Annotated in this window: 24 protein-coding genes; 4 read left to right on the forward strand and 20 right to left on the reverse strand. The window is 68.1% G+C overall.

Going from position 1 to position 22,834, the window contains the following annotated elements; genetic code table 11:
* Positions 1-16 precede the first annotated feature (16 nt).
* The 6 genes from SOM10_RS12410 to SOM10_RS12435 form a co-directional block, all read right to left on the reverse strand.
* Positions 17-1,381 carry a multidrug effflux MFS transporter gene (locus SOM10_RS12410; protein WP_394194683.1) on the reverse strand — a complete coding sequence of 455 codons (1,365 nt, stop codon included), beginning with the start codon at positions 1,379-1,381 and terminating at the stop codon, positions 17-19.
* A 160-nt stretch (positions 1,382-1,541) separates the two neighbouring features.
* Positions 1,542-2,693 carry a cystathionine gamma-synthase gene (locus tag SOM10_RS12415; RefSeq protein WP_320490259.1) on the reverse strand — a complete coding sequence of 384 codons (1,152 nt, stop codon included), beginning with the start codon at positions 2,691-2,693 and terminating at the stop codon, positions 1,542-1,544.
* Positions 2,694-2,759: 66 nt separating this feature from the next.
* Entirely contained in the window at positions 2,760-4,136 is a 1,377-nt protein-coding gene (locus tag SOM10_RS12420) for a cystathionine beta-synthase (protein ID WP_056279809.1), read from the reverse strand.
* A gap of 89 nt (positions 4,137-4,225) precedes the next feature.
* Positions 4,226-5,185, reverse strand: a complete 960-nt coding sequence (locus SOM10_RS12425; RefSeq protein WP_053097424.1) for a carbohydrate ABC transporter permease — start codon at positions 5,183-5,185, stop codon at positions 4,226-4,228.
* Positions 5,182-6,321, reverse strand: coding sequence for a carbohydrate ABC transporter permease (locus SOM10_RS12430; RefSeq protein WP_053097425.1), 1,140 nt, complete (start codon positions 6,319-6,321; stop codon positions 5,182-5,184). The genes SOM10_RS12425 and SOM10_RS12430 overlap by 4 nt, the downstream gene beginning before the upstream one ends.
* 103 nt (positions 6,322-6,424) lie before the next feature.
* Positions 6,425-7,741, reverse strand: a complete 1,317-nt coding sequence (locus SOM10_RS12435) for an ABC transporter substrate-binding protein (protein ID WP_320490262.1) — start codon at positions 7,739-7,741, stop codon at positions 6,425-6,427.
* Between the two features lie 282 nt (positions 7,742-8,023).
* On the opposite strand from SOM10_RS12435, the gene SOM10_RS12440 reads away from it, so the two are divergent.
* Positions 8,024-9,028 carry a LacI family DNA-binding transcriptional regulator gene (locus SOM10_RS12440; RefSeq protein WP_187250355.1) on the forward strand — a complete coding sequence of 335 codons (1,005 nt, stop codon included), beginning with the start codon at positions 8,024-8,026 and terminating at the stop codon, positions 9,026-9,028.
* Positions 9,029-9,143: 115 nt separating this feature from the next.
* Here the strand turns inward: SOM10_RS12440 and rplL are convergent, their stop codons facing one another.
* The 3 genes from rplL to SOM10_RS12455 form a co-directional block, all read right to left on the reverse strand.
* Positions 9,144-9,521, reverse strand: a complete 378-nt coding sequence (gene rplL, locus SOM10_RS12445; protein ID WP_042539579.1) for a 50S ribosomal protein L7/L12 — start codon at positions 9,519-9,521, stop codon at positions 9,144-9,146.
* Between the two features lie 48 nt (positions 9,522-9,569).
* On the reverse strand, positions 9,570-10,058 hold the full coding sequence (gene rplJ, locus SOM10_RS12450; protein WP_053097428.1) for a 50S ribosomal protein L10: 489 nt from the start codon (positions 10,056-10,058) through the stop codon (positions 9,570-9,572).
* Between the two features lie 230 nt (positions 10,059-10,288).
* Positions 10,289-12,082, reverse strand: coding sequence for a glycoside hydrolase family 15 protein (locus tag SOM10_RS12455; RefSeq protein ID WP_320490268.1), 1,794 nt, complete (start codon positions 12,080-12,082; stop codon positions 10,289-10,291).
* 51 nt (positions 12,083-12,133) lie between these two features.
* Here SOM10_RS12455 and SOM10_RS12460 point away from each other — a divergent pair, with 51 nt between their 5' ends.
* Both SOM10_RS12460 and SOM10_RS12465 read left to right on the forward strand, forming a co-directional pair.
* Positions 12,134-13,498: a glucose-6-phosphate dehydrogenase gene (locus tag SOM10_RS12460; protein WP_320490269.1), complete on the forward strand. Its 1,365-nt coding sequence runs from the start codon at positions 12,134-12,136 to the stop codon at positions 13,496-13,498.
* 86 nt (positions 13,499-13,584) lie between these two features.
* Positions 13,585-14,277 (forward strand): YqaJ viral recombinase family protein, encoded by a 693-nt coding sequence (locus SOM10_RS12465; protein ID WP_053097431.1) that lies wholly within the window; start codon positions 13,585-13,587, stop codon positions 14,275-14,277.
* Between the two features lie 21 nt (positions 14,278-14,298).
* Here SOM10_RS12465 and SOM10_RS12470 read toward each other — a convergent pair whose 3' ends face one another.
* From SOM10_RS12470 to SOM10_RS12495, 6 genes are all read right to left on the reverse strand, one after another.
* On the reverse strand, positions 14,299-14,805 hold the full coding sequence (locus tag SOM10_RS12470) for a hypothetical protein (RefSeq protein WP_056279802.1): 507 nt from the start codon (positions 14,803-14,805) through the stop codon (positions 14,299-14,301).
* Positions 14,802-15,443, reverse strand: coding sequence for a hypothetical protein (locus SOM10_RS12475; RefSeq protein WP_053097433.1), 642 nt, complete (start codon positions 15,441-15,443; stop codon positions 14,802-14,804). The genes SOM10_RS12470 and SOM10_RS12475 overlap by 4 nt, the downstream gene beginning before the upstream one ends.
* A complete protein-coding gene (locus SOM10_RS12480) occupies positions 15,440-16,057 on the reverse strand; it encodes a signal peptidase I (protein WP_320490270.1) in 618 nt (205 codons plus the stop codon). The genes SOM10_RS12475 and SOM10_RS12480 overlap by 4 nt, the downstream gene beginning before the upstream one ends.
* Positions 16,058-16,094: 37 nt before the next feature.
* A complete protein-coding gene (locus SOM10_RS12485; protein WP_056279798.1) occupies positions 16,095-16,712 on the reverse strand; it encodes a SipW-dependent-type signal peptide-containing protein in 618 nt (205 codons plus the stop codon).
* Positions 16,713-16,714: 2 nt separating this feature from the next.
* The gene (locus SOM10_RS12490) at positions 16,715-17,338 is read right to left on the reverse strand and encodes a SipW-dependent-type signal peptide-containing protein (protein WP_053097436.1); all 624 of its coding nucleotides are present in this window, start codon (positions 17,336-17,338) and stop codon (positions 16,715-16,717) included.
* A 223-nt stretch (positions 17,339-17,561) separates the two neighbouring features.
* A complete protein-coding gene (locus tag SOM10_RS12495) occupies positions 17,562-18,437 on the reverse strand; it encodes a LysR family transcriptional regulator ArgP (protein ID WP_320490271.1) in 876 nt (291 codons plus the stop codon).
* Between the two features lie 71 nt (positions 18,438-18,508).
* Here SOM10_RS12495 and lysE point away from each other — a divergent pair, with 71 nt between their 5' ends.
* Entirely contained in the window at positions 18,509-19,168 is a 660-nt protein-coding gene (lysE, locus tag SOM10_RS12500) for an L-lysine exporter (protein ID WP_320490272.1), read from the forward strand.
* Between the two features lie 30 nt (positions 19,169-19,198).
* Here lysE and SOM10_RS12505 read toward each other — a convergent pair whose 3' ends face one another.
* From SOM10_RS12505 to rplK, 5 genes are all read right to left on the reverse strand, one after another.
* The gene (locus SOM10_RS12505) at positions 19,199-20,020 is read right to left on the reverse strand and encodes an amino acid ABC transporter ATP-binding protein (RefSeq protein ID WP_285364042.1); all 822 of its coding nucleotides are present in this window, start codon (positions 20,018-20,020) and stop codon (positions 19,199-19,201) included.
* The gene (locus SOM10_RS12510) at positions 20,007-20,672 is read right to left on the reverse strand and encodes an amino acid ABC transporter permease (protein WP_053097440.1); all 666 of its coding nucleotides are present in this window, start codon (positions 20,670-20,672) and stop codon (positions 20,007-20,009) included. The genes SOM10_RS12505 and SOM10_RS12510 overlap by 14 nt, the downstream gene beginning before the upstream one ends.
* A 3-nt stretch (positions 20,673-20,675) precedes the next feature.
* Complete coding sequence (locus SOM10_RS12515) at positions 20,676-21,488, reverse strand: amino acid ABC transporter substrate-binding protein (protein ID WP_320490274.1); 813 nt, start codon at positions 21,486-21,488, stop codon at positions 20,676-20,678.
* A gap of 156 nt (positions 21,489-21,644) precedes the next feature.
* Positions 21,645-22,334, reverse strand: coding sequence for a 50S ribosomal protein L1 (rplA, locus tag SOM10_RS12520; RefSeq protein ID WP_053097442.1), 690 nt, complete (start codon positions 22,332-22,334; stop codon positions 21,645-21,647).
* A gap of 11 nt (positions 22,335-22,345) precedes the next feature.
* Positions 22,346-22,777 carry a 50S ribosomal protein L11 gene (gene rplK / locus SOM10_RS12525; RefSeq protein ID WP_053097443.1) on the reverse strand — a complete coding sequence of 144 codons (432 nt, stop codon included), beginning with the start codon at positions 22,775-22,777 and terminating at the stop codon, positions 22,346-22,348.
* Positions 22,778-22,834 lie beyond the last annotated feature (57 nt).

The following is a 22,834-nucleotide window of genomic DNA, read 5'->3' on the forward strand; positions in this document are numbered from 1 at the left end:
GGTCGGAAGCTGAAAGTCAGGGAGCCAGCATGCCGACAGTCCGTGGACGCACGATCAGCCACAGTGACAGGACCCCGATGGCCGCGCATCCGACCATCACGGAGGCCATGGTCGTGGCGGTGATCCCCGCACCCTGAGAGACCCAGCCGACGACCGGCGAGATCAGCCCTGCGACGCCGAAGTTCGTGGCTCCGATCACGGACGCCGCGGTGCCCGCCGCCTTGCCGTGCCTGTCGAGAGCGAGCACCTGCACGTTCGGGAAGGTGAAGCCACAGGCCGTCATGAAGACGAACAGCGGGATGACCGTGCCCCACAGCCCGAGGCCGAGCTGATCGGTCACGATGATGGCGATACCCGCGAGAAGCAGGACCGCCGTCGAGTAGGCCATGACCCACTGCGGTCCGAAGCGCGCGGCGAGTCGCGAGGCCGTCTGCACGCCGGCGACGACACCGAGCGAGTTGACCGCGAACAGGAGACCGTACTGCTGCGCGTCGAGCCCGTGCGTCTGCTGGAACAGGAACGGCGAGGCAGACAGGTACGAGAACAGACCCGAGAAGGTCATGCCCCCGATGATCAGCACGCCGATGAAGACGCGATCGGAGAACACCGAGCGGTAGCGCTGCATAACTGTCGCGCCGCCCTTCTCCTGGCGGCGTGCGATCGGCAGCGTCTCGGGGATGAAGACGATGGCCGACACGAGCATCACGACGCCGTACAGGGCCAGCACGACGAAGATGCCGCGCCACGGCATCAGCGTGAGCAGCCATGAGCCGATCAGCGGGGCGATCACCGGGGCGACGCCCGACACGAGGGCGAGCCGCGACAGCATCACCACGAGCCTGCGGCCGCCGAACAGATCGCGGACGATGGCCATGGCGACGACGCCGCCCGCGGCCGCTCCCACGCCCATCAAGACTCGCGCGCCGCTGAGCAGCGGAAGGGTGGGCGCGTACGCCGCCGCCGCACTGGCGAGCACGTGCAGCGCTGTCACGACGATCAGCGGGATACGGCGGCCCACTTTGTCACTGAGCGGCCCCACGACGAGCTGGCCGAGCGCGAAGCCGATCATCGTGCCCGTCAGGGTCAGCTGGATCGCTGCCGCCGTGGTCTCGAAGTCCTGCTCCAGCACCGGGAAGGCAGGCAGATACAGGTCGATCGTGAACGGGCCGAGCGCGGTGAGCGCGCCGAGCAGCACGATGTACAGGGCTCGGCGGCCGTTCGAGATCGAGTCGCCGGGGTGCAGCATGATCGGCGCGGTGGCCGGGTTCGAGCCGAGCGTGCGGATCGCGCCCGTCGACGACGGGATGCGGATGCTGCCCGTGGCGGTCCGCTCGGGAGCGGGGGCGGTCGGGATGGAGTCAGTGCGTGGAGCGTCGGGCACGACGGTCCTTCCGGAGTTGGAGGGGATCAGGTGAGTCGCGAGGGATCACGTCGCGAGAGCGGCCGAGTCCGCGACGGAAGTCGAATCGATTCGATCCGGGCGAAGTCTCCATGCTACAGCCCGCTCGCGCCCACCTGCGTGCGCCATCGACGCTGAGGGGTCAGCCCAGGCGAGCGAGCCCCTGCTCGAGGTCGGCGATCAGGTCGTCGACGCCCTCGATGCCGACGGACAGCCGAACGACGTTCTCGGGCACGGCGAGCGCGGTGCCCCGCACCGAGGCGTGGGTCATGTCCGGCGGGTATCCGATCAGCGACTCGACACCGCCGAGGGACTCCGCGAGCTGGAACAGCTCGGTCGATTCCGCGAACGACTTGGCTGCATCGGCACCGGCGGAGAGACCGAGTGACAGCATCCCGCCGAACCCGCTCATCTGCCGCGTGGCGACGTCGTGCCCCGGGTGAGAGGCGAGCCCCGGGTAGTACACGGTCGCGAACTCCGGGCGGCCGGCTGCCCATTCGGCGATGGCCTGCGCGTTCTCGGAGTGCTGGCGCACCCGCACCGCGAGCGTCTTGATGCCGCGGGTCGTGAGCCAGGCGTCGAGAGGCGCGGAGACCGCACCCACCGCGAACTGCTGGAACTTGACCTGCTCGAAGAAACGGTCGTCGCGGAACACGACAGCACCGCCCAGCACGTCGGAGTGCCCGCCCAGGTACTTCGTGGTGGAGTGCACGACGAGATCGGCGCCGAGCGAGAGCGGCTGCTGCAGTGCCGGTGAGGCGAAGGTGTTGTCGACGACGGCGATCGCCCCGGCCGCGTGGGCGATCTCGGCGATGAGCTCGATGTCGACGATCTTCAGCAGCGGGTTGCTGGGCGTCTCGACCCAGACGATCTTCGTCTCGGGCCGGATCGCCGCGCGCAGCTCGTCGACGTCCGACAGCTCGACCGTCGTGGTCTCGATGCCCCAGGGCGCGAGCACCTTGGTGAGCAGGCGGTAGGTGCCGCCGTAGACGTCGTTTCCGAGCACGATGTGATCGCCCGGTCGGAGGATGCCGCGCAGCAGCGCATCCTCCGCAGCGAGCCCCGACGCGAACGACAGCGCGCTCGCGCCGCCTTCGAGTGCGGCGAGCTGCGTCTCGAGCGATGACCGTGTCGGGTTGCCGGCTCGGTTGTACTCGTACCCGTCTCGGAACCCGCCGATGCCGTCCTGCACATGCGTCGAGGCCTGATAGATCGGCGGGATGATCGACCCGGTGGTCGGGTCAGGCGCCTGACCTGCGTGGATGGCTCTGGTGGCGAAGGCATGCTCGGACATGTCCCTCAGCCTACGTCCGCTCCGGCGACCGCATCCGCTCCTGTTACGTCCGGCGTCCGTGCGGGATCAGCGGGAGATGTACGACAGCAGGTCCTGTCGCGTGAGCACCGTGTGCGGCTTGCCGTCGAGGGTGACGAGCAGCGCGTCGACGTCGGCGAGCGCCGCACGTGCCTGCGCGATCGGCGCGTGGATGCCGATGAGGGGCAGCCTGTCCCCCACATGATCGCCCACGGCGTCCGCGGGCTTCGCATCGCCTCGGAACAGCAGGTCCAGCAGCCCCTTCTCGTCGACCGTGCCGACCACCTCGCCCATCATGACCGGCGGCTCGGCGCTCAGCACCACCAGCTGAGAGACGTCGTACTCGGTCATCATGCCGATGGCCTCGAGCACGGTGTCGGTCGGATGCGCGTGCACCAGATCGGGGATGCCCTCCCCCAGGCGGGCCGTGCGCGCGGCGAGCACGTCGCCGACGGTCTCGCCCTCCTCCACCTCGCTGAACCCGTACGAGCGCATCCAGCCGTCGTTGAAGATCTTGCCGAGATACCCGCGCCCGCCATCCGGAAGCAGCACCACCATCACGGCGTCCGCCGGCAGATCACGCGCCACCCGCAGCGCGCCGACCACGGCCATGCCGCTGGAGCCTCCGACGAGGATGCCCTCTTCTCGCGCGAGCCGCCGGGTCATCGCGAACGACTCGGCGTCGTCGACGGCGACGATCTCGTGCGGCACGCTCGGGTCGTAGGCGCCGGGCCAGATGTCCTCGCCGACTCCCTCGACCAGGTACGGGCGCCCGGTGCCGCCGCTGTAGACGCTGCCCTCGGGGTCGATTCCGACGATGCGGACCCGATCGTCCGACACCTCCCGCAGATACCGGCCGGTTCCGGTGATCGTGCCCCCGGTGCCGACCCCGGCGACGAAGTGCGTGACGCGGCCGTCGGTGTCTCGCCAGATCTCGGGGCCGGTGGTCTCGTAGTGGCTGCGCGGCCCGTTGGGGTTCTCGTACTGGTTGGGCTTGAACGCCCCAGGGATCTCGCGGGCGAGCCGGTCGCTCACGCTGTAGTACGACTCGGGGCTGTCTGCCGCCACCGAGGTCGGCGTGACGACCACCTCGGCACCATAGGCGCGCAGCACGTCGATCTTGTCCTCGCCGACCTTGTCCGGCAGCACGAAGACGCACTTGTACCCGCGCTGCTGGGCGACCAGCGCGAGTCCGACGCCGGTGTTGCCGCTGGTCGGCTCGACGATCGTGCCGCCCGGCCGCAGGTCGCCCGAGGCCTCGGCCGCGTCGATGATGCGCGAGGCGATGCGGTCCTTCGCGGAGCCGCCGGGGTTGAGGTACTCGAGCTTCACGAGAACCGTGCACTCCACGCCCTCGGTGACGTGCTGGAGCTTCACGAGGGGCGTGTCGCCGACGAGGTCGACGATGGAGTCTGCGTACTTCATGTTCACAGCGTACGTGCGACGATGCCGCGACCGGGGCTGTGTTGCGCCCGATCGCGGCATCGTGTGCTCGACCTGTCTCCGAGGGCCGATCAGCCCTTGGTGGACCCCGCCAGGAGTCCTCGCACGAAGTACCGCTGGAGCGAGAAGAAGACGATCAGCGGGACGATGATCGACACGAAGGCTCCTGCGGTGAGCAGGTACCATCCCTCGCCGCGACCGGTGATCTCGGCGAGCACCTTCGTGATCGGCGAGGCGGCGCCGTCGGCGAACACGAGGGCGACGAGCAGGTCGTTCCACACCCACAGGAACTGGAAGATCGCCACCGACGCGATCGCCGGCATCGTCAGCGGAAGCACGATCCGGAAGAAGATCTGTCCGCGGGAGGCGCCGTCGACGCGAGCCGCCTCGATGATCTCCCCCGGGATCTCCGACATGAAGTTGTGCAGCAGGTAGATCGCCAGCGGCAGCGCGAACATCGTGTGCGCGATCCACACCTGTGCGTAGCCGCCCGAGGCGTCCAGTCCCTGCGTCACCTGGACGCCGAACAGGTTGATGCCCCGCGAGAACGACGACAGCAGCGGCACCAGAGCCATCTGGATCGGCACGATCTGCAGCGCGAACACGAAGATGAACAGCGCGTTGCGTCCCTTGAAGTCGATCCAGGAGAACGCGTAGGCCGCCATCGCCGCGATCATGAGCGGGATGAGCGTGGCGGGGATCGTGATCACGATGGAGTTGAAGAACGACTCCAGGATCGTCAGCTGCGTCGTTCCGGACTGCAGCACGGCGACATAGTTGTCGAGCGTCAGCTGCGGGTTGGTGAAGACCGTCCACCAGCCGCTCGTCTCGATCGCGTCCCTCTCACGGAACGACGAGATGAACAGGCCGAGCGTCGGGATCGTCCACACCACGGCGATCACGATCGATGCGACGGTGGCCCACGGACGGCTCAGGCGCTTGCGCGCGCGGCCGGCCGAGGCTTCGAAGCGTCCGGCGGTGGTGATCGCCCTCGTGCTCTGTCCGGTGTCTGAGTTCACGGTGTCGGTCATCGGATCTCCCGCTGCTTCTTGATCTGGCGCGCGTTGTAGATCACGATCGGGAGCACCAGGATGAACAGGATGACGGAGAGCGCAGCGCTGCGTCCCGCCTCGAACTTGGAGAACTGCGTGTACATCTCGTTCGCGAGCACCGAGGTGCCGTAGTTGCCACCGGTCATCGTGCGGACGATGTCGAAGACCTTCAGCGAGGCGATCGAGATGGTGGTGAGGACGACGATCAGCGCGGGGCGGATCGACGGGATCGTCACCGAACGGAATCGCTCCCACGCGTTCGCGCCGTCGAGCTCGGCCGCTTCGAGGAGCTCTGTGGGAACTCCCTTGATCGACGCCGACAGGACGACCATCGCGAAACCGGTCTGCACCCAGATCAGCACGACGATGAGGGCGAGGTTGTTCCACGGCCCGTTGAGCAGGAACTGCTGCGGCTCTCCGCCGAACCAGACCAGGATCTGGTTGAGCAGACCGATCTGCTCGAACTCCGGACCGCGGTAGGCGTAGACGAAGCGCCAGATGATGCTCGCGCCGACGAACGAGATCGCCATCGGCATGAAGACGAGGAGCTTGTAGATCTTCTCGCCGCGGGTCTTGTCGATGAACACCGCGTAGGCCAGACCGACGATGGTCGAGAGCGTCGGGACCAGGAGCACCCAGACGATCGTGTTCACGACCGAGGTGACGCCGTCGGACTGCGTGAAGATCCAGAGGTAGTTCGAGAAGCCGACGAAGTCGCTGCCGGTGGAGTTCCAGAACGACGCGTAGACCGTCTGGATGGACGGCAGGATCAGGCCCGCGAGCAGCAGCAGCATGGCCGGGGCCATGAATGCCACGAGCTGGATCAGGTACCCGGCTCCGTCGCGGGAACGGTAGTCGAGGAAGAAGAACAGGGCGCCGACGGCGACCGCTACTCCCATCGCCCAGTAATAGGAGTTGAAGAACCACATCACCGCGAACGGGATGAGCAGGCACATCGCCAGGCGGATGCCGGTATAGAGCGCGCCCTTGCGGGGCGCGATGTCGACGAGAAGCAGGATGACGACGACGACCACCGCGAACGCGATGACGACGGCGAGAGCCTGGGCGATCGGGGGCAGAGACCCGATCCATTGGAAGAACACAGTCGCGTTCATGGATTCCCCTTCATGAGACGGAGCTGATCAGCGGTCCGCGCGGCGATGCGCGGACCGAGAGGGAGAAGGTGGGCCGCCCGACGGGGCGGCCCACCTCATCCGATCAGCTGGAGGGCCAGCCGGTCTCGATCTGGGTCAGGACCTCGTCGGTCGAGGTGCCGTTGATCCAGGCGACCATGCCCTTCCAGAAGGTTCCCGAGCCGACGGCGCCGGGCATCTGGTCGGATCCGTCGAAGCGGAACGTGACCGAGTCGTCCTGGAGCAGCTTGATCGACTCCTGCAGGATCGGGTTCTCGACGGCCTCGATGTCGACGCCCTTGTTCGCAGACGTCACGCCACCGAGCGCCAGACGGCTGTCGGCCCACTCGGGGCTCGAGAGGTACTCGAGCACCTTCTGCGTCGCCTCGTCGTCGCTGAACGCGCCGACGATCTCGCCACCACCGGTGATGAACGTCTCGTCCTCGCTCTGGCTCGGAAGCAGGAACGCCCACACGTCGCCGTCCTCGGCGATGTTCGTGCCCTCGGGGAAGAAGCCCGACAGGAACGACGCCTGGTGCGTCAGTGCGCACTCGCCGCTCGCGACCGCAGGGGCCACGTCGCCGAATGCCGTGGAGTTGACCGAGCGCACGTCGCCGAAGCCGCCGTTGACGTAGGCCGGGTTGAGCAGGATCTCGCCGGTGGCGTCGAACGCCTCCTTGATCTGCGGGTCGGTGAAGGGGATCTCGTTCTTGACCCACTGGTCGTAGACGTCGGCGCCCGCGTTGCGGAGCACGAGGTCCTCGATCCAGTCGGTGCCGGGCCAGCCGGTCGCCACACCCGACTCGAAGCCGGCGCACCATGGTGCCTTGCCGCTCTTCTCCTGGATGGTCTGGGTCAGTGTGAGCAGCTCGTCCCAGCTCGTGGGCTCCTGGACTCCCCACTCGGCGAACTTCGTCGGCGAGTACCAGACCCAGCCCTTGACGCTCGCCATGAGCGGCGCGCCGTAGAACTCGTCCTCGTAGGTGCCGAAGTCGACCCATCCCTGCGTCCAGTACTCCTTGGCGTTCGCCTCGACGGCGTCAGGGGCCGGCTTCAGGAAGTCGCGAGCCGCGTAGTCCGCGAACAGACCCGGCTGCGGGAAGATCGCGATGTCGGGCGGGTTGCCGCCCTGTGCACGGGTGCCGAGCTGAGTCTCGAAGTCCTGGCTGCCCTCGTACTTGATCGTGATGTCGTTCTCCTTCTCGAAGTCCGCCCAGGACTCTGCGAGAAGTTCTGCCTCTCCTTCGACGATCGTGCCGTAGATCGTGACGGTGTTGTCTCCGCCGCCGCCTTCTCCCCCGCCGTCCGTGCCGCCGGGAGCACCACAACCGGCGAGCGCGATGCCCGCGACTCCCAGCAGTGCGATTGGCGCGTAACCCCGGGAACGCTGTGACAGACCCATGTGAATTCTCCTCTTCGAGTTTCCCGGCTCCCACGACATTCCGCGCCGCCCCTCGGCACAGAATCGGGAACCGATTCCAGGACAACCTATCGGGGTCCGACGCCGCGGCACAATAAGCCAGGATCACAGACTGACAACCATTCGCAGTGCCCTGGCACGAACCATGGGAGCGCTCCCTCACAATTCCTGTGGAACCGGTTCCTTTTCGTCCCTGCGACCCGTTACGCTGTCATCGGCGCAGGGGTGGGGGCTCGCGTCGCAGTCATGGTCGAGGAGGACCGGATGAGCACGATCGCCGACGTCGCGGCGCGCGCTGGCGTGTCGAAGGCGACGGCGAGCCGAGCACTCAGCGGCCGCGGTTACGTCTCGGAAGACACCCGCAAGCGGGTCGCCGATGCTGCCGGAGAACTCGCCTATGTCGCACACTCCTCCGCGACGAGCCTCGCCACGGGCCGCACGCAGACCGTCGGAGTCATCATGCCGCCGGTCGACCGCTGGTTCTTCTCGGAGCTGCTCGCCGGCATCCAGGAATCGCTGTTCGCCCTCGACTACGAGCTCGCCCTCTACGGCATCCGCGAAGGCAGCGAGACCCGCGAGCGCCTGTTCGACGTCGTGCTGCCCGGGCGACGGTTCGACGGGATCATCGCCGTCGGCATCCAGCCCAGCGCACAGGAGCTCGAACGTCTGCACCGCTCCGAGCGACCGCTCGTCAGCGTCGGTCCGTACAGTGAGGGATCCAGTGCCGTGTCGATCGACGACATCGCCGCCGCCCGGATCGCCACCGAGCACCTGATCGAACTCGGCCATACCGATATCGCGTTCGTCGGCGGATCCATGGATCCGGACCATCTCAGCTTCGGCGACGCCCAGCGCGTGGAGGGATATCTCGAGGCTCTCGCCGCGGCGGGACTCGAGGCGGTCGCGAGGATCGCGGACAGCCGCCCGACCATGCCCGGCGGCTACGCCGCCGCCGTCGAGCTCCTCGGTGACCGCAGAGGACGCCCCACCGCGATCGTCGGCGTCTGCGACGAGGCGGCGATCGGCGCGATGATCGCGGCACGTCGCCTGGGCATCGCCGTGCCGACCGAGCTCAGCATCGTCGGAGTCGACGACCACCAGCACGCCGAGATGTTCGCGCTCACGACCATCAGGCAGTCACCGCGCGAACAGGGCCACGAGGCAGTGCGCCTGCTGCGGCAGCAGATCGACCACCCGGATTCTCCGCGCGAGCGCACCGTGACGACATCCTCGCTGGTCGTCCGGAGCTCCACCGCCGGACGACGCTGACCGCTCCTCTGCGGATCTGCGCCCCGGACGCACGAAAGCCCCGGGCGGACCCGGGGCTTTCGTGAAGCGTTCAGACGCTTCCAGGGCGAGGCATCACGCCGCGACCTGGAACGGATTACTTGAGGGTAACCGTGGCGCCTGCCTCTTCGAGGGCAGCCTTGGCCTTCTCGGCTGCTTCCTTGTTCGCGCCCTCGAGCACGGCCTTGGGAGCACCGTCGACGACGGCCTTGGCCTCGCCGAGACCGAGCGAGGTGAGCTCGCGGACGGTCTTGATGACCTGGATCTTCTTGTCGCCGGCAGCCTCGAGGATGACGTCGAAGGAGTCCTTCTCCTCAACCTCTTCAGCAGCGCCGCCGCCTGCGCCTGCAACGGCGACGGGGGCAGCAGCGGTGACCTCGAACTTCTCCTCGAACGCCTTGACGAAGTCGTTGAGCTCGACGAGGGTCAGGCCTGCGAACTGCTCGAGCAGCTCCTCAGTGGTGAGCTTAGCCATGATGTATCTCCTAGATAGGTGGGTTTGTTGAACGAGATCGTGGGTCGCTCACGCGGCCTCAGCGGTCTCCAGCTTTTCGCGAAGAGCATCGATGGTGGCAGCAGCCTTGCCCATCGTCGCCTTCATCATGCCCGCAGCCTTCGCCAGCAGAACCTCACGGCTCTCGAGCGCGGCGTACTTGTTGACCTCGTCGGCAGAGAGGGCGTTGCCCTCGAAGATGCCGGACTTGATCACGAGAAGCGGGTTGGCCTTGGCGAAGTCACGAAGAGCCTTGGCAGTGGCGACGAAGTCGCCATGCACGAACGCGACAGCCGACGGACCCTTGAGGTCGTCGTCCAGCGCGGTGATGCCAGCCTTGTTGGCGGCGATCTTGGTCAGCGTGTTCTTCACCACGGCGTACTCAGCGTCCTGACGGATGCTGTTGCGCAGCTCCTTGAGCTGGGCAACCGTCAGACCGCGGTACTCGGTCAGCAGAACGGCAGTCGAGTTCTCGAATGACTTCGTGAGCTCGGCAACCGATGCGTCCTTCTGCGCCATGGTCACTCCTTGGTGTGTACGAGGCGCCTCACGGAGGTGAGGCGCCGACCCCTGACCGCATGCAACAGAAAAGCTCCGGCGCAAGCGCACGGAGCTTTGAAAGTTCGTGTCCTGCGCGGGCCCCTGCTGAGCAGAGCTTCGATCGCCTCGCGTTCTCACGCACGACGATGACCAGCGGTCTTCGGTTGTTCCCAGGCTACCTCATCGACCGCCGCCCCTCAAATCGGACGTCAGTCCCGGTGCGCCGCGCGTCCCCGGTGCCCGGCGAGTGCGTCGGCGGCCCGGATGAGACTCAGGTGCGAGAGCGCCTGCGGAGTGTTGCCGGCCTGCCGCTGGTGTCCGACGTCGTACTCCTCCGAGAGCAGGCCGAGATCGTTCGCCATCGCCATCACTCCGGCCATGAGGTTCTGCGCGTCGCCCGTGCGCCCGCTCGCCGCATACTGCTCGACGAGCCAGAAGCTGCAGGCGATGAAGGGATGCTCCCCTCCACCGAGTCCGTCGACCCCGGACTCGGTGCGGTAGCGCCGCACGAATCCGTTCACGAGCAGGCGACTCTCGATCTCGGCGACGGTGCGCAGCATGCGCGGATCGTCGGCGGCGCAGTACCCGACCTGGGGCAGCAGCAGCAGCGAGGCATCGACGTCGCCGGATCCGTAGTGCTGGACGAAGTGGCCGCCCTCCGCATCGACACCGCGGTCGTCGATCTCGCGACGCAGGCGATCGCGCACGCCCTCCCATCGCTCGGCATCGCCGGCGAGACCATGCTCCCGCACGGCACGGACTCCCCGGTCGAGCGCGGCCCACATCATGACCCGCGAGTGCGTGAACCACTGCGGCTCGCCCCGGATCTCCCAGATGCCGTTGTCGGGGCGATCGATCGACGCGATCACCTGCTCGACGAGCGCGCGCTGCAAGGGCCAGGAGAAGTCCCCCTCTTCCAGACCCGCGATCCTGGCCGCCTCGAGAGCGACCAGGACCTCGCCGATCACATCACCCTGGTATTGGTCGACGGCCCCGTTGCCGATGCGCACCGGCGCTGAACCGTCATAACCGGGGAGACTGGTCAGCTCACGCTCGAGGAGATCGCGCTCACCGGCGATCCCGTACATGATCTGCACCTCCCGCGGTTCCCCCGCGACGGCCCGGAGCAGCCAGCGACGCCACTGATGCGCTTCGGCGAGGAAGCCATGAGCGATCAGCGCCTCGAGCGTCAGCGCGGCATCCCGCAGCCAGACGAAGCGGTAGTCCCAGTTGCGCGAGCCGCCGAAGTCCTCGGGCAGCGAGGTCGTGGCCGCGGCGACGATGCCTCCGGTGTCCTTGTTGGTGAGCGCACGCAGCACCAGCAGAGAGCGGACGACGGCGTCGCGATGCGGGCCGTCGTGGCGGATCCCGCTCGCCCATCCCTGCCACCATGCCCGCGTCCCGGCGATCGCCTCTTCGACGTCGAGCGGCTTCGGCGCGTGCTCATATGAGAGGAACCAGCTGAGCGTGAGGTCCCGGATCTCGTCGGGGCCGACCGTCACCGTCGCCCGGTGCCGATGGTCCTCGGCGTGGAATCGCACGCCGCGCACGATCACCGACTCGGGCCCGGCCGTCGCATGCAGCGCCGGGTGATCCGGAGTGCCGACCTGCCGCACCCACGGCAGCCGACGGGAGTAGTCGAAGTGCAGGCGCAGCTCGGTGTCGAACTCGACGCTGCCCGAGACGCCGACGATCCGTCGGATGACCTCGGTGCGCGTCGGCTGGATCGGCATGAACTCGTGCACCTCCGCGACGCCCTCCGCCGTCTCCCACCGGGTGACCAGGATGAAGGTGTCCGAGAGGTAGTACCGCGTCGATGTCGCCCCGGCATCGCTCGGGCGCAGCGTCCAGCATCCGTGACCGGGGTCGCCCAGGAGAGCGCCGAACACCGAGGACGAATCGAAACGCGGAAGGCACAGCCAGTCGATGCTGCCGTCTCGCGAGACGAGCGCGCCGGTGCGGCAGTCGCTGAGCAGGGCGTAGTCCTCGATCGGAGCGGGCATCGACCGAGTCTGGCATGTTCACCCGAGGGTCGGAGCGATTACGGTGAGAACATGACCGATGCGACGACGCTGATGATCCTCGGTGCAGGCGGCGACCTCACCTCTCGGCTCCTCCTGCCCGCTCTGGGCCAGCTGCTGAAGAGAGAACCCGCGCGTTCGGTGCGGATCGTCGGCGCCGATCGCGAGGAGTGGACGGATGCCGAGCTGCGGGCCGTCGTCGACACGGCCTTCGCCTCGATGGACGCCGAGGACGCGGCAGCCCGTGTCGACGTCACCTACGCCCGCACCGACATCACGCGCGCCGACGATCTGCGTGCGGTGCTCGGCGGGCTCACCGGCCGCGTGGCCCTCTACTTCGCAGTGCCTCCGGCCGTGGCGGCGGCGTGCATCGCCGCACTCACGCCCGACCTGCTGCCCGCGGGCGCGATGCTCGTGATGGAGAAGCCGTTCGGCACCGACGAGTCGAGCGCCCGCGAGCTGAATCGCATCCTCACCGCCCTCGTGCCCGAGACCCAGGTGTTCCGCGTCGACCACTTCCTGGGTCGCTCGACCACGCTGAACCTCCTCGGCGCACGGTTCGCGAACCGCATCCTCGAACCGCTCTGGTCTGCGGAGAGCATCGAGTCCATCGACATCGTCTACGACGAAGCGCTGGCGCTCGAGGGGCGTGCGGGTTACTACGACAAGGCCGGCGCACTGGTCGACATGATCCAGAGTCATCTGCTCCAGGTGCTCGCGGTGCTCGCGATGGAAGAGCCCGCCACCCTCGACGAGGTCGACTTCCGCGCCGCGACCGGCGCGGTGCTCCGCGCGACCACCGTGTGGGGCGACGACCCCGCCGGGTCGTCTCGCCGCGCCCGCTACACCGCGGGAGAGATCGACGGCACCGCGAAGCCCTCGTACGTCGACGAACCCGGCGTCGACCCGGGTCGGGAGACCGAGACGCTCGCCGAGGCGACCTTCGAGGTCCGCAACGCGCGCTGGGCGGGAATCCCGTTCCGGCTCCGCTCCGGCAAGGCCCTCGGAACGCCCGCCAGAGAGATCGTCGTGCGCTTCCGTCCTGTCCGCCATCTGCCCCGCGGGCTCACCGGCACGTCCGACGGAGCGGTGCTGCGCTTCTCGCTCGGTCCCGACCGGATGTCGCTCGAGCTGAACCTGAACGCATCCGAGGACCCGCTCGAGCTGGAACGCGCGATCCTGTCCGCGGAGCTCGGCGAGGGCGCGCTCAAGGCGTACGCCGAGGTGCTGTCCGGCGTCCTCGACGGGGATCCGATGCTCGCCGTGCGGGGAGACGCCGCCGAGCAGTCGTGGCGGATCGTCGCCCCCATCCTCGAGGCGTGGCAGCGGGGCGATGTGCCGCTCGACGACTACGTCGCCGGATCCGCCGGCCCGGAGGCGTGGCCGACGCACAGCTGAGTCTCTGCCGGGGTCGAACGCCCGAGGGAACGCCCCGGGCGGCGTGTGCGGGAGGGAGAGTCGGCGACCGGGGTTACCCTCGATAGGTGACCCCCGAACTCCAAGCTCGCATCGTCGCGGACTCCCGCGACCGCGTCGCCTGGATGCGGGCACGGTCCCGTGGGATCACCGCCACGGACGTCGCCGGACTCACGAGCGAGCGGTCCATCGCCCGCGCCGCCGACTCCAAGCTCGGCGGCGGGCCCCGGTTCGGAGGCAACGCCTACACCGATCACGGACGCCGCCGCGAGCCCGAGATCGCCGCCTGGGTGGCGGCGACGCACGGCATCCTCCCCTCCTCCGCCCTGTTCCGCGCTGAGGTCGAGCACCGCCATCTCGCGACTCCCGACGGTATCGCCGTCGACGCCGACGGTCGCGTGAAGCTCGCGGAGATCAAGACCACGAACAAGGCGTTCCGCGGCATCCCCCGCACCTACCTGCGCCAGGTGTGGTGGCAGCAGCACGTGCTGGGCGCCGAGCGCACGCTCTTCGTCTGGGAGGAGCACGTCGACTTCTCCCCCATCCATGACGAACCCCGCTGCGTCTGGATCGACCGCGACGACCGCGAGATCGCTAAGCTCGTCGGCCTCGCCACAGATCTCATCGACGAGCTCTACCGGCGCACCACCGGTCAGCAGGTGCCGACCCGCATCGCGGATGCCGCGGCGGCCGCCGCCGCCAGCCGGCGCGAGCACCTGCGCGAGCGCGATGCGTTCCGCGCTCTCGCACTCGCCGACTGAGCCGGTCCGCACCGCACGAACTCACGTGCAGGACGCGTTGAGCCCGAGCAGCGCGATCGACAGCTGGCGCGAGGTCCCGGCCGACACCCAGGACGTACCGGCCAGGAGGTTGGTCACCGTCAATGTCGTGGTGCTGCCGAGAAGGTTGGAGATGAGGCTGGCGAGCAGACTCTGAGTGAGGACGGCGGTGTGGGTGTAGAGGCCGCCGGCAGGACCTGTCGTGGTGATGTTCGCCGCCGGGACCACTGCTGTCGTCGCTCCCTGGGTGAGTGTGAGCCTGACCCCGCTGGCGGGATACACCGACGTCCACACGAGCCGGACGTTCTGGAAGACGCCCAGACCGTTGTTCGCCACCGTGCAGGCGATGATCGTGGCGGGGGGAACGCGGAACGCCGTGATCGTGGCTCGACCGTACTCCGGGTCGGTGAATGCCGCGTCGGTGATCTGCGCCGGCGGCGCGAGGGCCACTCCGCAGAGCAGCGCCGCACCGGCGACTCCGGCCAGGACGCGCTGCCGCCGCACGATCACGACTCGCCTCGGTGAGCTCCGGTGCTGCGGCGGCGCCGGGTCGCACTCAGCGCGGCACCACCGGCCACCAGGGCCAGCGCCCCGCCGATCGCCCAGGGAGCGAAGGGCGCACCGCCCGTCGTCGCCAGCCCGCCGTCCGGTCCGACCGTCGCGGACTCTCCGGCGCCGCGTGCATGCACGCGCACCTGGGTGCTGCCGTCGTCCGCGCCGTCCAACGCGATGACGAGCCTGAGGTGGGCCACCTCTGTGTCGGCCATCTCGACGAGCGGTACCTCGAGGCCGTCACGAGGTATCGACCAGCCGGACTCGAGTGTGGTCGCGCCTCCCCGGCATCCGCTCTCATCCCACTCCTGCGCACAGCGGAGCACGTCCATCACCAGCGCCGCACCGCCGCTCGCACTGACTCCGACCGCCACGGTCCCGGGGTCCGGTGCCTCCGCGCTCACCGTCACATCCCACTGCACGGGCTGGCCCGGCAGGAGGCTCGACGCGGCATCCCAGTCGGCGACGGAGACCAGCCGCAGCACCTGCCCCTGCACGACCTCGGTCGAGGGGGCCGCCCACGCCGGACTCACCGCGACGAGCGCTGCGCAGACGACCGCACAGGCACCCGCGACGCACGCCACCCGCCGGTTCATCGGTCGACTCCCGCCGGATCGACCTGCTCGCGACTCTCCTTCCGGGAGCGCGGCCAGAACGCCCAGACGACGAGGACCGTCGCGCCGATCGTGAGTCCGCCCAGCACGTACGGATCGCCCATCGCGACGATCACGGTCGCGATGCCGGGGATCGAGAACAGCACGATCCGAACGGTCTGCACGGTGTACGGATACGGATCGTCGGCCGCGTTCGCGTCTCCGCGCATCGTGATCACCCGTTCGTCCGCACTCGCACCGGGAGCGATCGAGGTGATGCGGTGCGTGACCGGCAGATCGCCTGCTCGATCGACGGTGACGACGTCGCCGACCTGCACCTCGGATGCCGGGACGCTCTGGACCACCGCCACGGAACCGGCGGGAATCGTCGGCGCCATCGATCCCGTGCGGAACATGATGAGGGTGATGTTCGCCGTGAAGGCGACGATCACGAGCGCGATGCAGATGACCCCTGCGGCGGCGGCGAGCCAGAGGAGGACATCGGCGAGCGCCCTCCCGAGAGTGCCTCGCGAGGACGCCGCGGCGGGTGCCGGCGACGCGGACGCATCATCGACCGTCGCCTGTTCACGCAGGCTGCGCCTCGTCGGTGCACTCATGTCTCCTCCTCACGTCATCCGATGCTCTGCCCGCACGTCAGCTCGACACTCCGGCGATCTGCCATGTCTGGATCGCCGTCAGCCCTTGCGCGCCGTTGTCGGTCGCTGCCGGCAACGTCACTGCGAAGCAGTAGTTCACGGTCGTTCCGCCGTTGGCCGCGACCGCCTGGGTGCCGGTGCCGCCGACCGACAGCAGCGAGTTGTCGGGAACGACAGCCGTCCCGGCCGTGTAGGTCGTGCTGTTGCAGGCCGTCCCCGCGATGGCCCTCACCCCGTATCGCAGGTAGGTGCCGAGCCCGGTTCCCGCCGTCGACGTCACGCTGAGCTGCAGCGTGCCGGCCACTGACGGATTCGCGGTCCGCACGCTGAACAGCGCGTACGTGGTGTTGCCGGGAGCCATGGCCGAGAACGGTGCGCTGAACGACAGCGCCGCCGGCGTGCCCACCGGGTGGCTCGAGAAAGTCGCACCGTCGGTCGCCCCGACGATGTCGAACCGCCCGGCGGTGAAGGTCGCATTGCCGTATTCGGAATCGTTCCAGGCGGCCAGGGTCATCGTCGCGCCGACGCCGAACACCAGCCCGCCCGCGAGCACAGCGCGTATCCGACGGGAGAGCAGTCGCTTCCCCTCCCGCATGCCTCTGCGGGTGTCGGCCATGATCAGTCCGCAGTCGAGGTGGCCGTGAACTCCCAGGTCGCGGTCGCGGCGGCGCCCTGGGTGAGACCGGCGCCCGCGGTCACCGCGAAGCACAGCTGCACAGGCGTTCCCGCCGTCCCTGCCGGTGCGCCCTCGGCGAGAGGAACCGACGTGGCTCCCGTCTGAGCGCTCAATGTGGTGCCCGTCGCGACGACGGTTCCTGCCGCCGTGGCGTCGCACACGTCGCCCGCGTCGATGGCCGTCACGGTGTATGAGAGATTGGCCTCGTTGCCCCCCGTGCCCGCGGTGATCCCCGACGGCACCAGCGTGGCGCCGTTGGTGGTCGTGCTGTCGAGACGCACCCAGAACGGTGCGTAGACGACATCGCCCGGAGACATCGACGACGCCACGGCGGGCAGCTGGAAGACGAGCGCCGCTGCAGTGTCCCCCAGATCGACGTTGTGATCGTCGTACCCGTCGGTCGCGCTCGTCGTGGATCCCTCCAGATTGAACGAGCCTGCGGTGAAGGTGCCGGTCGCGAACTCGGAGTCGTTCCATGCCGCGAGCGTCACCCCGATACCGACGCCGAGCACCAGCCCACCGGCGAGCACTGCCAGAACCTTGCGTTGCGTGTCCTTCTCAGCCATGACATTCCCCCTCAGGAATCTCACGAGACGCAGATGGCTGGGGATGGTCGCCCTTCGCGGCCTGCATCCGGTACTCGTGTCGTTCCCGACAGCTTTGTCCACTTCCTGCGCCTGTTCAAGGCCTTCCGCGTCACGATTGCGCATTCCGGCTCACGAATTGCGCAGAAATGTCTATCGGTTTCTGCGACCGATCGGATGGTTGCAGTTCGTCCAGAGCTGCAGCTCAGCTCGCGAGAACACGCTGCGCCTCGACGGAGACTTCGGCCGCGATGGTGTCGAGCAGCGCGGAGCGCAGGTTCCACTGCTGCCAGTACAGCCTGACTCGCAGCGGCGGCCCGCCGAGCGGCACGAGCTCGCGCTCCTTCTGCAGGAGCGGCAGCATCCCCCATCCGAGGCCGAGCCGCACGGCGAGCGCGTAGTCGTGCGACGCGGGCACGTAGTGCCGAGGAGCCCCGTGGTGCGCGACCCCCATCCGCTCGAGCCATTCGTGCTGAAGCGTGTCTCGTCTGTCGAAGTCGACGAAGGGCGCCGCGCTCAACGCCTCTCTGGTGACACCGGACGAGAACCAGCGATCAGCGAACGCCGGTTCTGCCATCGCGTGATACTCCAGCACGCCGAGCGGTGCGACGGAGCACCCGGCGACCGGCGCCGCCTCACTCGTGACCGCCGCCATCACCGTGCCGGACTCGAGCAGCCGAGCCGTGAAGTTCTGGTCGTCGCGGTGCAGGTCGAAGTCGAGGTCGTGGGCTGCCGAGAGCCGTGCGAGCGGAGGCAGGAACCACGTCGCCATCGAGTCCGCGTTCACGGCGAGCGGTATGCGGGTGCGGGGCGCCTCGTCGCCCTCGAGGCCGAGTTCTGCGAGGGCATCGTGCTCGAGGAGTGCCAGCTGTCGTGCGAGCCGCACGACAGCCTCGCCCGCCTCGGTGAGACGGGCAGGCTTGGTGCGCACGACGAGGACCCGTCCGAGCTGCTCCTCGAGCGTCTTGAGCCGCTGGCTCACGGCGGAAGGAGTCACACGCAGCACCCGCGACGCCGCGTCGAGGGTTCCCTCGTCGGCCACGGCGGCGACAGTGGCGGCAAGCTCCGGATCGATCTTCACATTAGCCATGCTAATGGCGCACAAGAAATCATCGCTGGTGCTCATGTCTGCGGCATCCGTACCGTGGACTCATGCTCTCCGTCTTCTCGGGTCTCGGACTCGGCCTCTCCCTGATCGTCGCCATCGGCGCGCAGAACGTGTTCGTCCTCCGTCAGGGCGTCCGCAGAGAGCACGTCCTGCCCGTCGTCATCATCTGCGCTGTGTCCGACGCCCTGCTCATCGCCGCCGGCGTCGCGGGACTCGGCTTCGTCATCTCCGCAGCCCCGTGGCTCGTGGTCGTCGCGCGCTGGGCGGGGGCCCTGTTCCTGCTGGCCTACGGCATCCTCGCCGCCCGCCGCGCCTGGAGGGGCGGCGAAGAGCTGCGAGTCGACCGGACCGGTGCGGAGGGCTCGGCGCCCGGGTCGGGCGGCGGAACCACGACGGCGACCCGCACCGCGCTCGCTCCCGTGATCGCGACGGTTCTCGCCCTGACCTGGTTGAACCCGCACGTCTACCTCGACACGGTCCTGATGCTCGGGTCGATCGCCGCGACGCACGGCGACGAGCGCTGGCTGTTCGCCGCCGGAGCGATCGCCGCCAGCATCCTGTGGTTCACCGCGCTGGGGTTCGGCGCCCGCTATCTCGGCCGCTGGTTGCGCACGGAACGAGCGTGGCGCATCCTCGACGCGCTGATCGCCGTCGTCATGATCACCCTGGCTGTCAGCCTGGTGCTGCCGGTGCTCGGCGGCTGACCCTGCGTCGCAGACGTGAGCGGACGCCCGTCAGTCGCCGTCGAGGGGCCGAAGGATGCGAGTGAGGAACCTCTGGGTGCGCTCATGCTGCGGCGCGCCGAAGATATCGGCCGGCGCGCCCTGCTCGACGACCACACCCGCGTCCATGAAGAGCACATGATCCGCCGCCTCGCGCGCGAAGCTCAGCTCATGCGTCACCACGACCATGCTCCACCCCTCGTCGGCGAGCTCCTTGATCACGAGCAGGACCTCCCCCACGAGCTCGGGGTCGAGTGCGCTCGTCGGCTCGTCGAACAGCAGGAGGTCGGGACGCAGCGCGAGAGCGCGGACGATGCCGACCCGCTGCTGCTGACCGCCGGAGAGCTCGTGAGGCCGAGCATCGGCCTTGTCGGCGAGCCCCACGCGGGCGAGCAGGACGCGGGCCTCGGCGACCACCTCGGCCTTGGGTCTGCCCTGCACCCGCCATGGTCCCTCGATCACGTTCTCGAGCACCGAGAAGTGCGGGAAGAGGTTGTGATGCTGGAAGACCATCGCCGACCGATCGCGCAGCGCGAGACGCTTCTGCGCGCGCGTGCGCTTCGACACCGGATCCGACGGGGCGAAGTCGATGTCGGGGCCCCCGGCCACGACGATGGTCCCGGCATCCGGCGTCTCGAGCCCGTTGAGCGCACGCAGCACTGTCGTCTTGCCCGATCCGCTCGGACCGATGAGCACGACGACCTCTCCGCGGTGCAGCGTGAGGTCGATGCCGCGGAGCACCTCGTTGTCGCCGAAGCGCTTGTGAAGACCGCGGGCGGTGAGCAGGGCGTCGGCGGTGGACCTGGGCGAGTGCGCCGGATCAGTGAGCGACATTGCGATCGAGTCTCCTCTCGAGTGCGCTCTGGCCGAACGACAGCACCAGGCAGATCACCCAGTACACGAGCGCGGCAGCCAGGTAGACGACCATGAACTCCAGGGTCGCCGCCGCGATCTGCTGCGCCACCTTGAAGAGCTCGGTGACGAGGATCAGCGAGGCCAGCGACGTGTCCTTCACCAGCGAGATGAACGTGTTGGACAGCGGAGGCACCGAGACCCGCGCTGCCTGGGGAAGGATCACCCGCGTGAGTGTGCGCGTGCGATTCATGCCGACCGTGTACGCCGCCTCCCACTGCCCCTTCGGGACGGAGAGGATGGCGGCGCGCACCACTTCGGCCCCGTACCCGCCGACGTTCAGCGACAGTGCGATGATCGCGCTGGTCCACGGATCCAGCTTGAGTCCGATCGATCCGAGCCCGTAGAAGATCACGAACAGCTGCACGATCATCGGCGTGCCGCGGATGACCGAGATGTAGAACCTGGCGATGCCCGACAGCACGGGATTGACCGAGATCCGCATCAGTGCTGCGCCGATGGCGAGCACGAGACCCAGCGCGAAAGAGATCAGCGCGAGCGGAACCGTCACCGTCACCCCCGCGAGGGCGATCGGTCCGAGCGAGTCGAAGAACAGCTGCCAGGGATTCTCCATGGGTTACTGGGTCACGTCTTCGCCGAAGTACTTGTCGCTGATCTCGGCCAGGGTGCCGTCGGCACGCAGCTCTTCCAGAGCGCCGTCGATCGCCTCGACCAGGTCCGTCTTGTCCTTGGTGAAGACGAATGCCTGCTCACCGGCCTCGTCGGTCTCGGCGGCGATCTTCAGGCCGGACGGGCTGTTGGTGGTCTCATAGTCGAGGAAGGTCAGCTTGTCGTTGACGGTCGCATCGACGCGGCCCTGGCGCAGCAGCTCGACGGCCTGCGCCCACCCCTCGACGCCTTCGACGGTGGCACCGGACTTGGTCGCCAGCTCGTACCAGTTGCTGGTGAGCGACTGCGCCGTCGTCTTGCCCTCGAGGTCGTCGAACGACGAGATCGAGTCGTCGTCCTCGGCGACGACGATGACTCCCGGCGAGACGGTGTACGGGGTGCTGAACAGGTACTTCTCCTGGCGCTCCTCGTTGATGCTCACCTGGTTGGCGATCACGTCGAAACGGCCCGCGTCGAGACCGGCGAAGATCGCATCCCACTGGGTCTCCTGGAACTCGACCTCGAGGTCGAGCTTGTCGGCGACCGCCTGGATGATCTCGACGTCGAATCCGGTCAGGTCGCCGGTTCCGCCGTCATCGTGGAAGCTGAACGGACGGTACGTGCCCTCGGTGGCGACCGTCAGCGTGCCGTCCGTGACGAGGCCGAAGCCGGATCCGCTCTCACTCGAGCTGCTGTCGGCAGGCGTGGTGCTTCCGCTGCACGCGGTGAGTGCTGCTGCGGCGACGACCAGTGCGGTGACGGCGATGATGCGACGGGACATGTGACCCTCCTGGGGTGCGGTGAGGCGCGAGTGCTGTGGCGCGGAACTCATTCACAGTACGCGGCATCGGACCGGCATCCCAACATCCGATGACGTCCGATGTCGTACTGCACGCAGAAAGGCCCCCGCGATGCGGGGGCCTTTCCGGAATCACACTCAGATGGCGTTGACGTCCAGCGGGATGCCGGGGCCGAACGTGGTCGACACGGCGCCCTTCTGGATGTAACGGCCCTTCGAGCTCGACGGCTTGAGGCGGACGATCTCCTCGAGCGCTGCGCCGATGTTCTCGTCGAGCTGCTCGGCCGAGAACGACGACTTGCCCACGACGAAGTGCACGTTGGCGTGCTTGTCGACGCGGAACTCGATCTTTCCGCCCTTGATCTCCTCGACGGCCTTGGCCGTGTTGGGGGTCACGGTGCCGGTCTTCGGGTTCGGCATGAGTCCACGCGGACCCAGGACCTTTCCGAGACGACCGACCTGGCCCATGAGCTCCGGGGTCGAGACGGCCGCGTCGAACGCGGTCCAGCCTGCGGCGACCTTCTCGATGAGCTCGGCGCCGCCGACCTCATCTGCACCTGCGGCGATCGCTGCCTCGGCCGCGGGGCCGGTGGCGAAGACGATGACGCGGGCGGTCTTACCGGTGCCGTGGGGCAGGATGACGGTGCCGCGCACCATCTGGTCTGCCTTGCGGGGGTCGACGGCGAGCTTCAGCGCGACCTCGACGGTCGAGTCGAACTTCGACGAGCCGGTCTCCTTGGCGAGGGCGACTGCCTCGGTGGGAGTGTAGAAACGGTCTGCCTCGATCTTCTCGGCGGCAGCCTTGTAAGCCTTGGACTTCGTAGCCATGATTATTCTCCTCAGCCCTCGACCGTGATGCCCATGGAACGGGCGGTGCCGGCGATGATCTTCGAGGCAGCCTCGATGTCGTTCGCGTTCAGGTCGGCCTGCTTGGTCTCGGCGATCTGACGGACCTGGTCCTTGGTGATCTTCGCCACCTTGACCGTGTGCGGCGTCGACGAGCCCTTGGGCACGCCGGCGGCCTTCTTGATGAGCTCCGCGGCCGGCGGGGTCTTCAGGATGAACGTGAAGCTGCGGTCCTCGTAGACGGTGATCTCGACGGGGATGACGTTGCCGCGCTGCGACTCGGTCGCGGCGTTGTACGCCTTGCAGAACTCCATGATGTTGACGCCATGCTGACCGAGCGCGGGGCCGATCGGCGGCGCCGGGTTGGCTGCACCGGCGTTGATCTGAAGCTTGATCAGGCCGGTCACCTTCTTCTTCGGTGCCATATCCTCTTCCTTTCATCGAACGGATGCCGGTTGCATCCGCTCTCCCGCGAACCCGGC

The organism is Microbacterium sp. CFBP9023 (genome assembly GCF_034045055.1).
Lineage (GTDB): Bacteria > Actinomycetota > Actinomycetes > Actinomycetales > Microbacteriaceae > Microbacterium.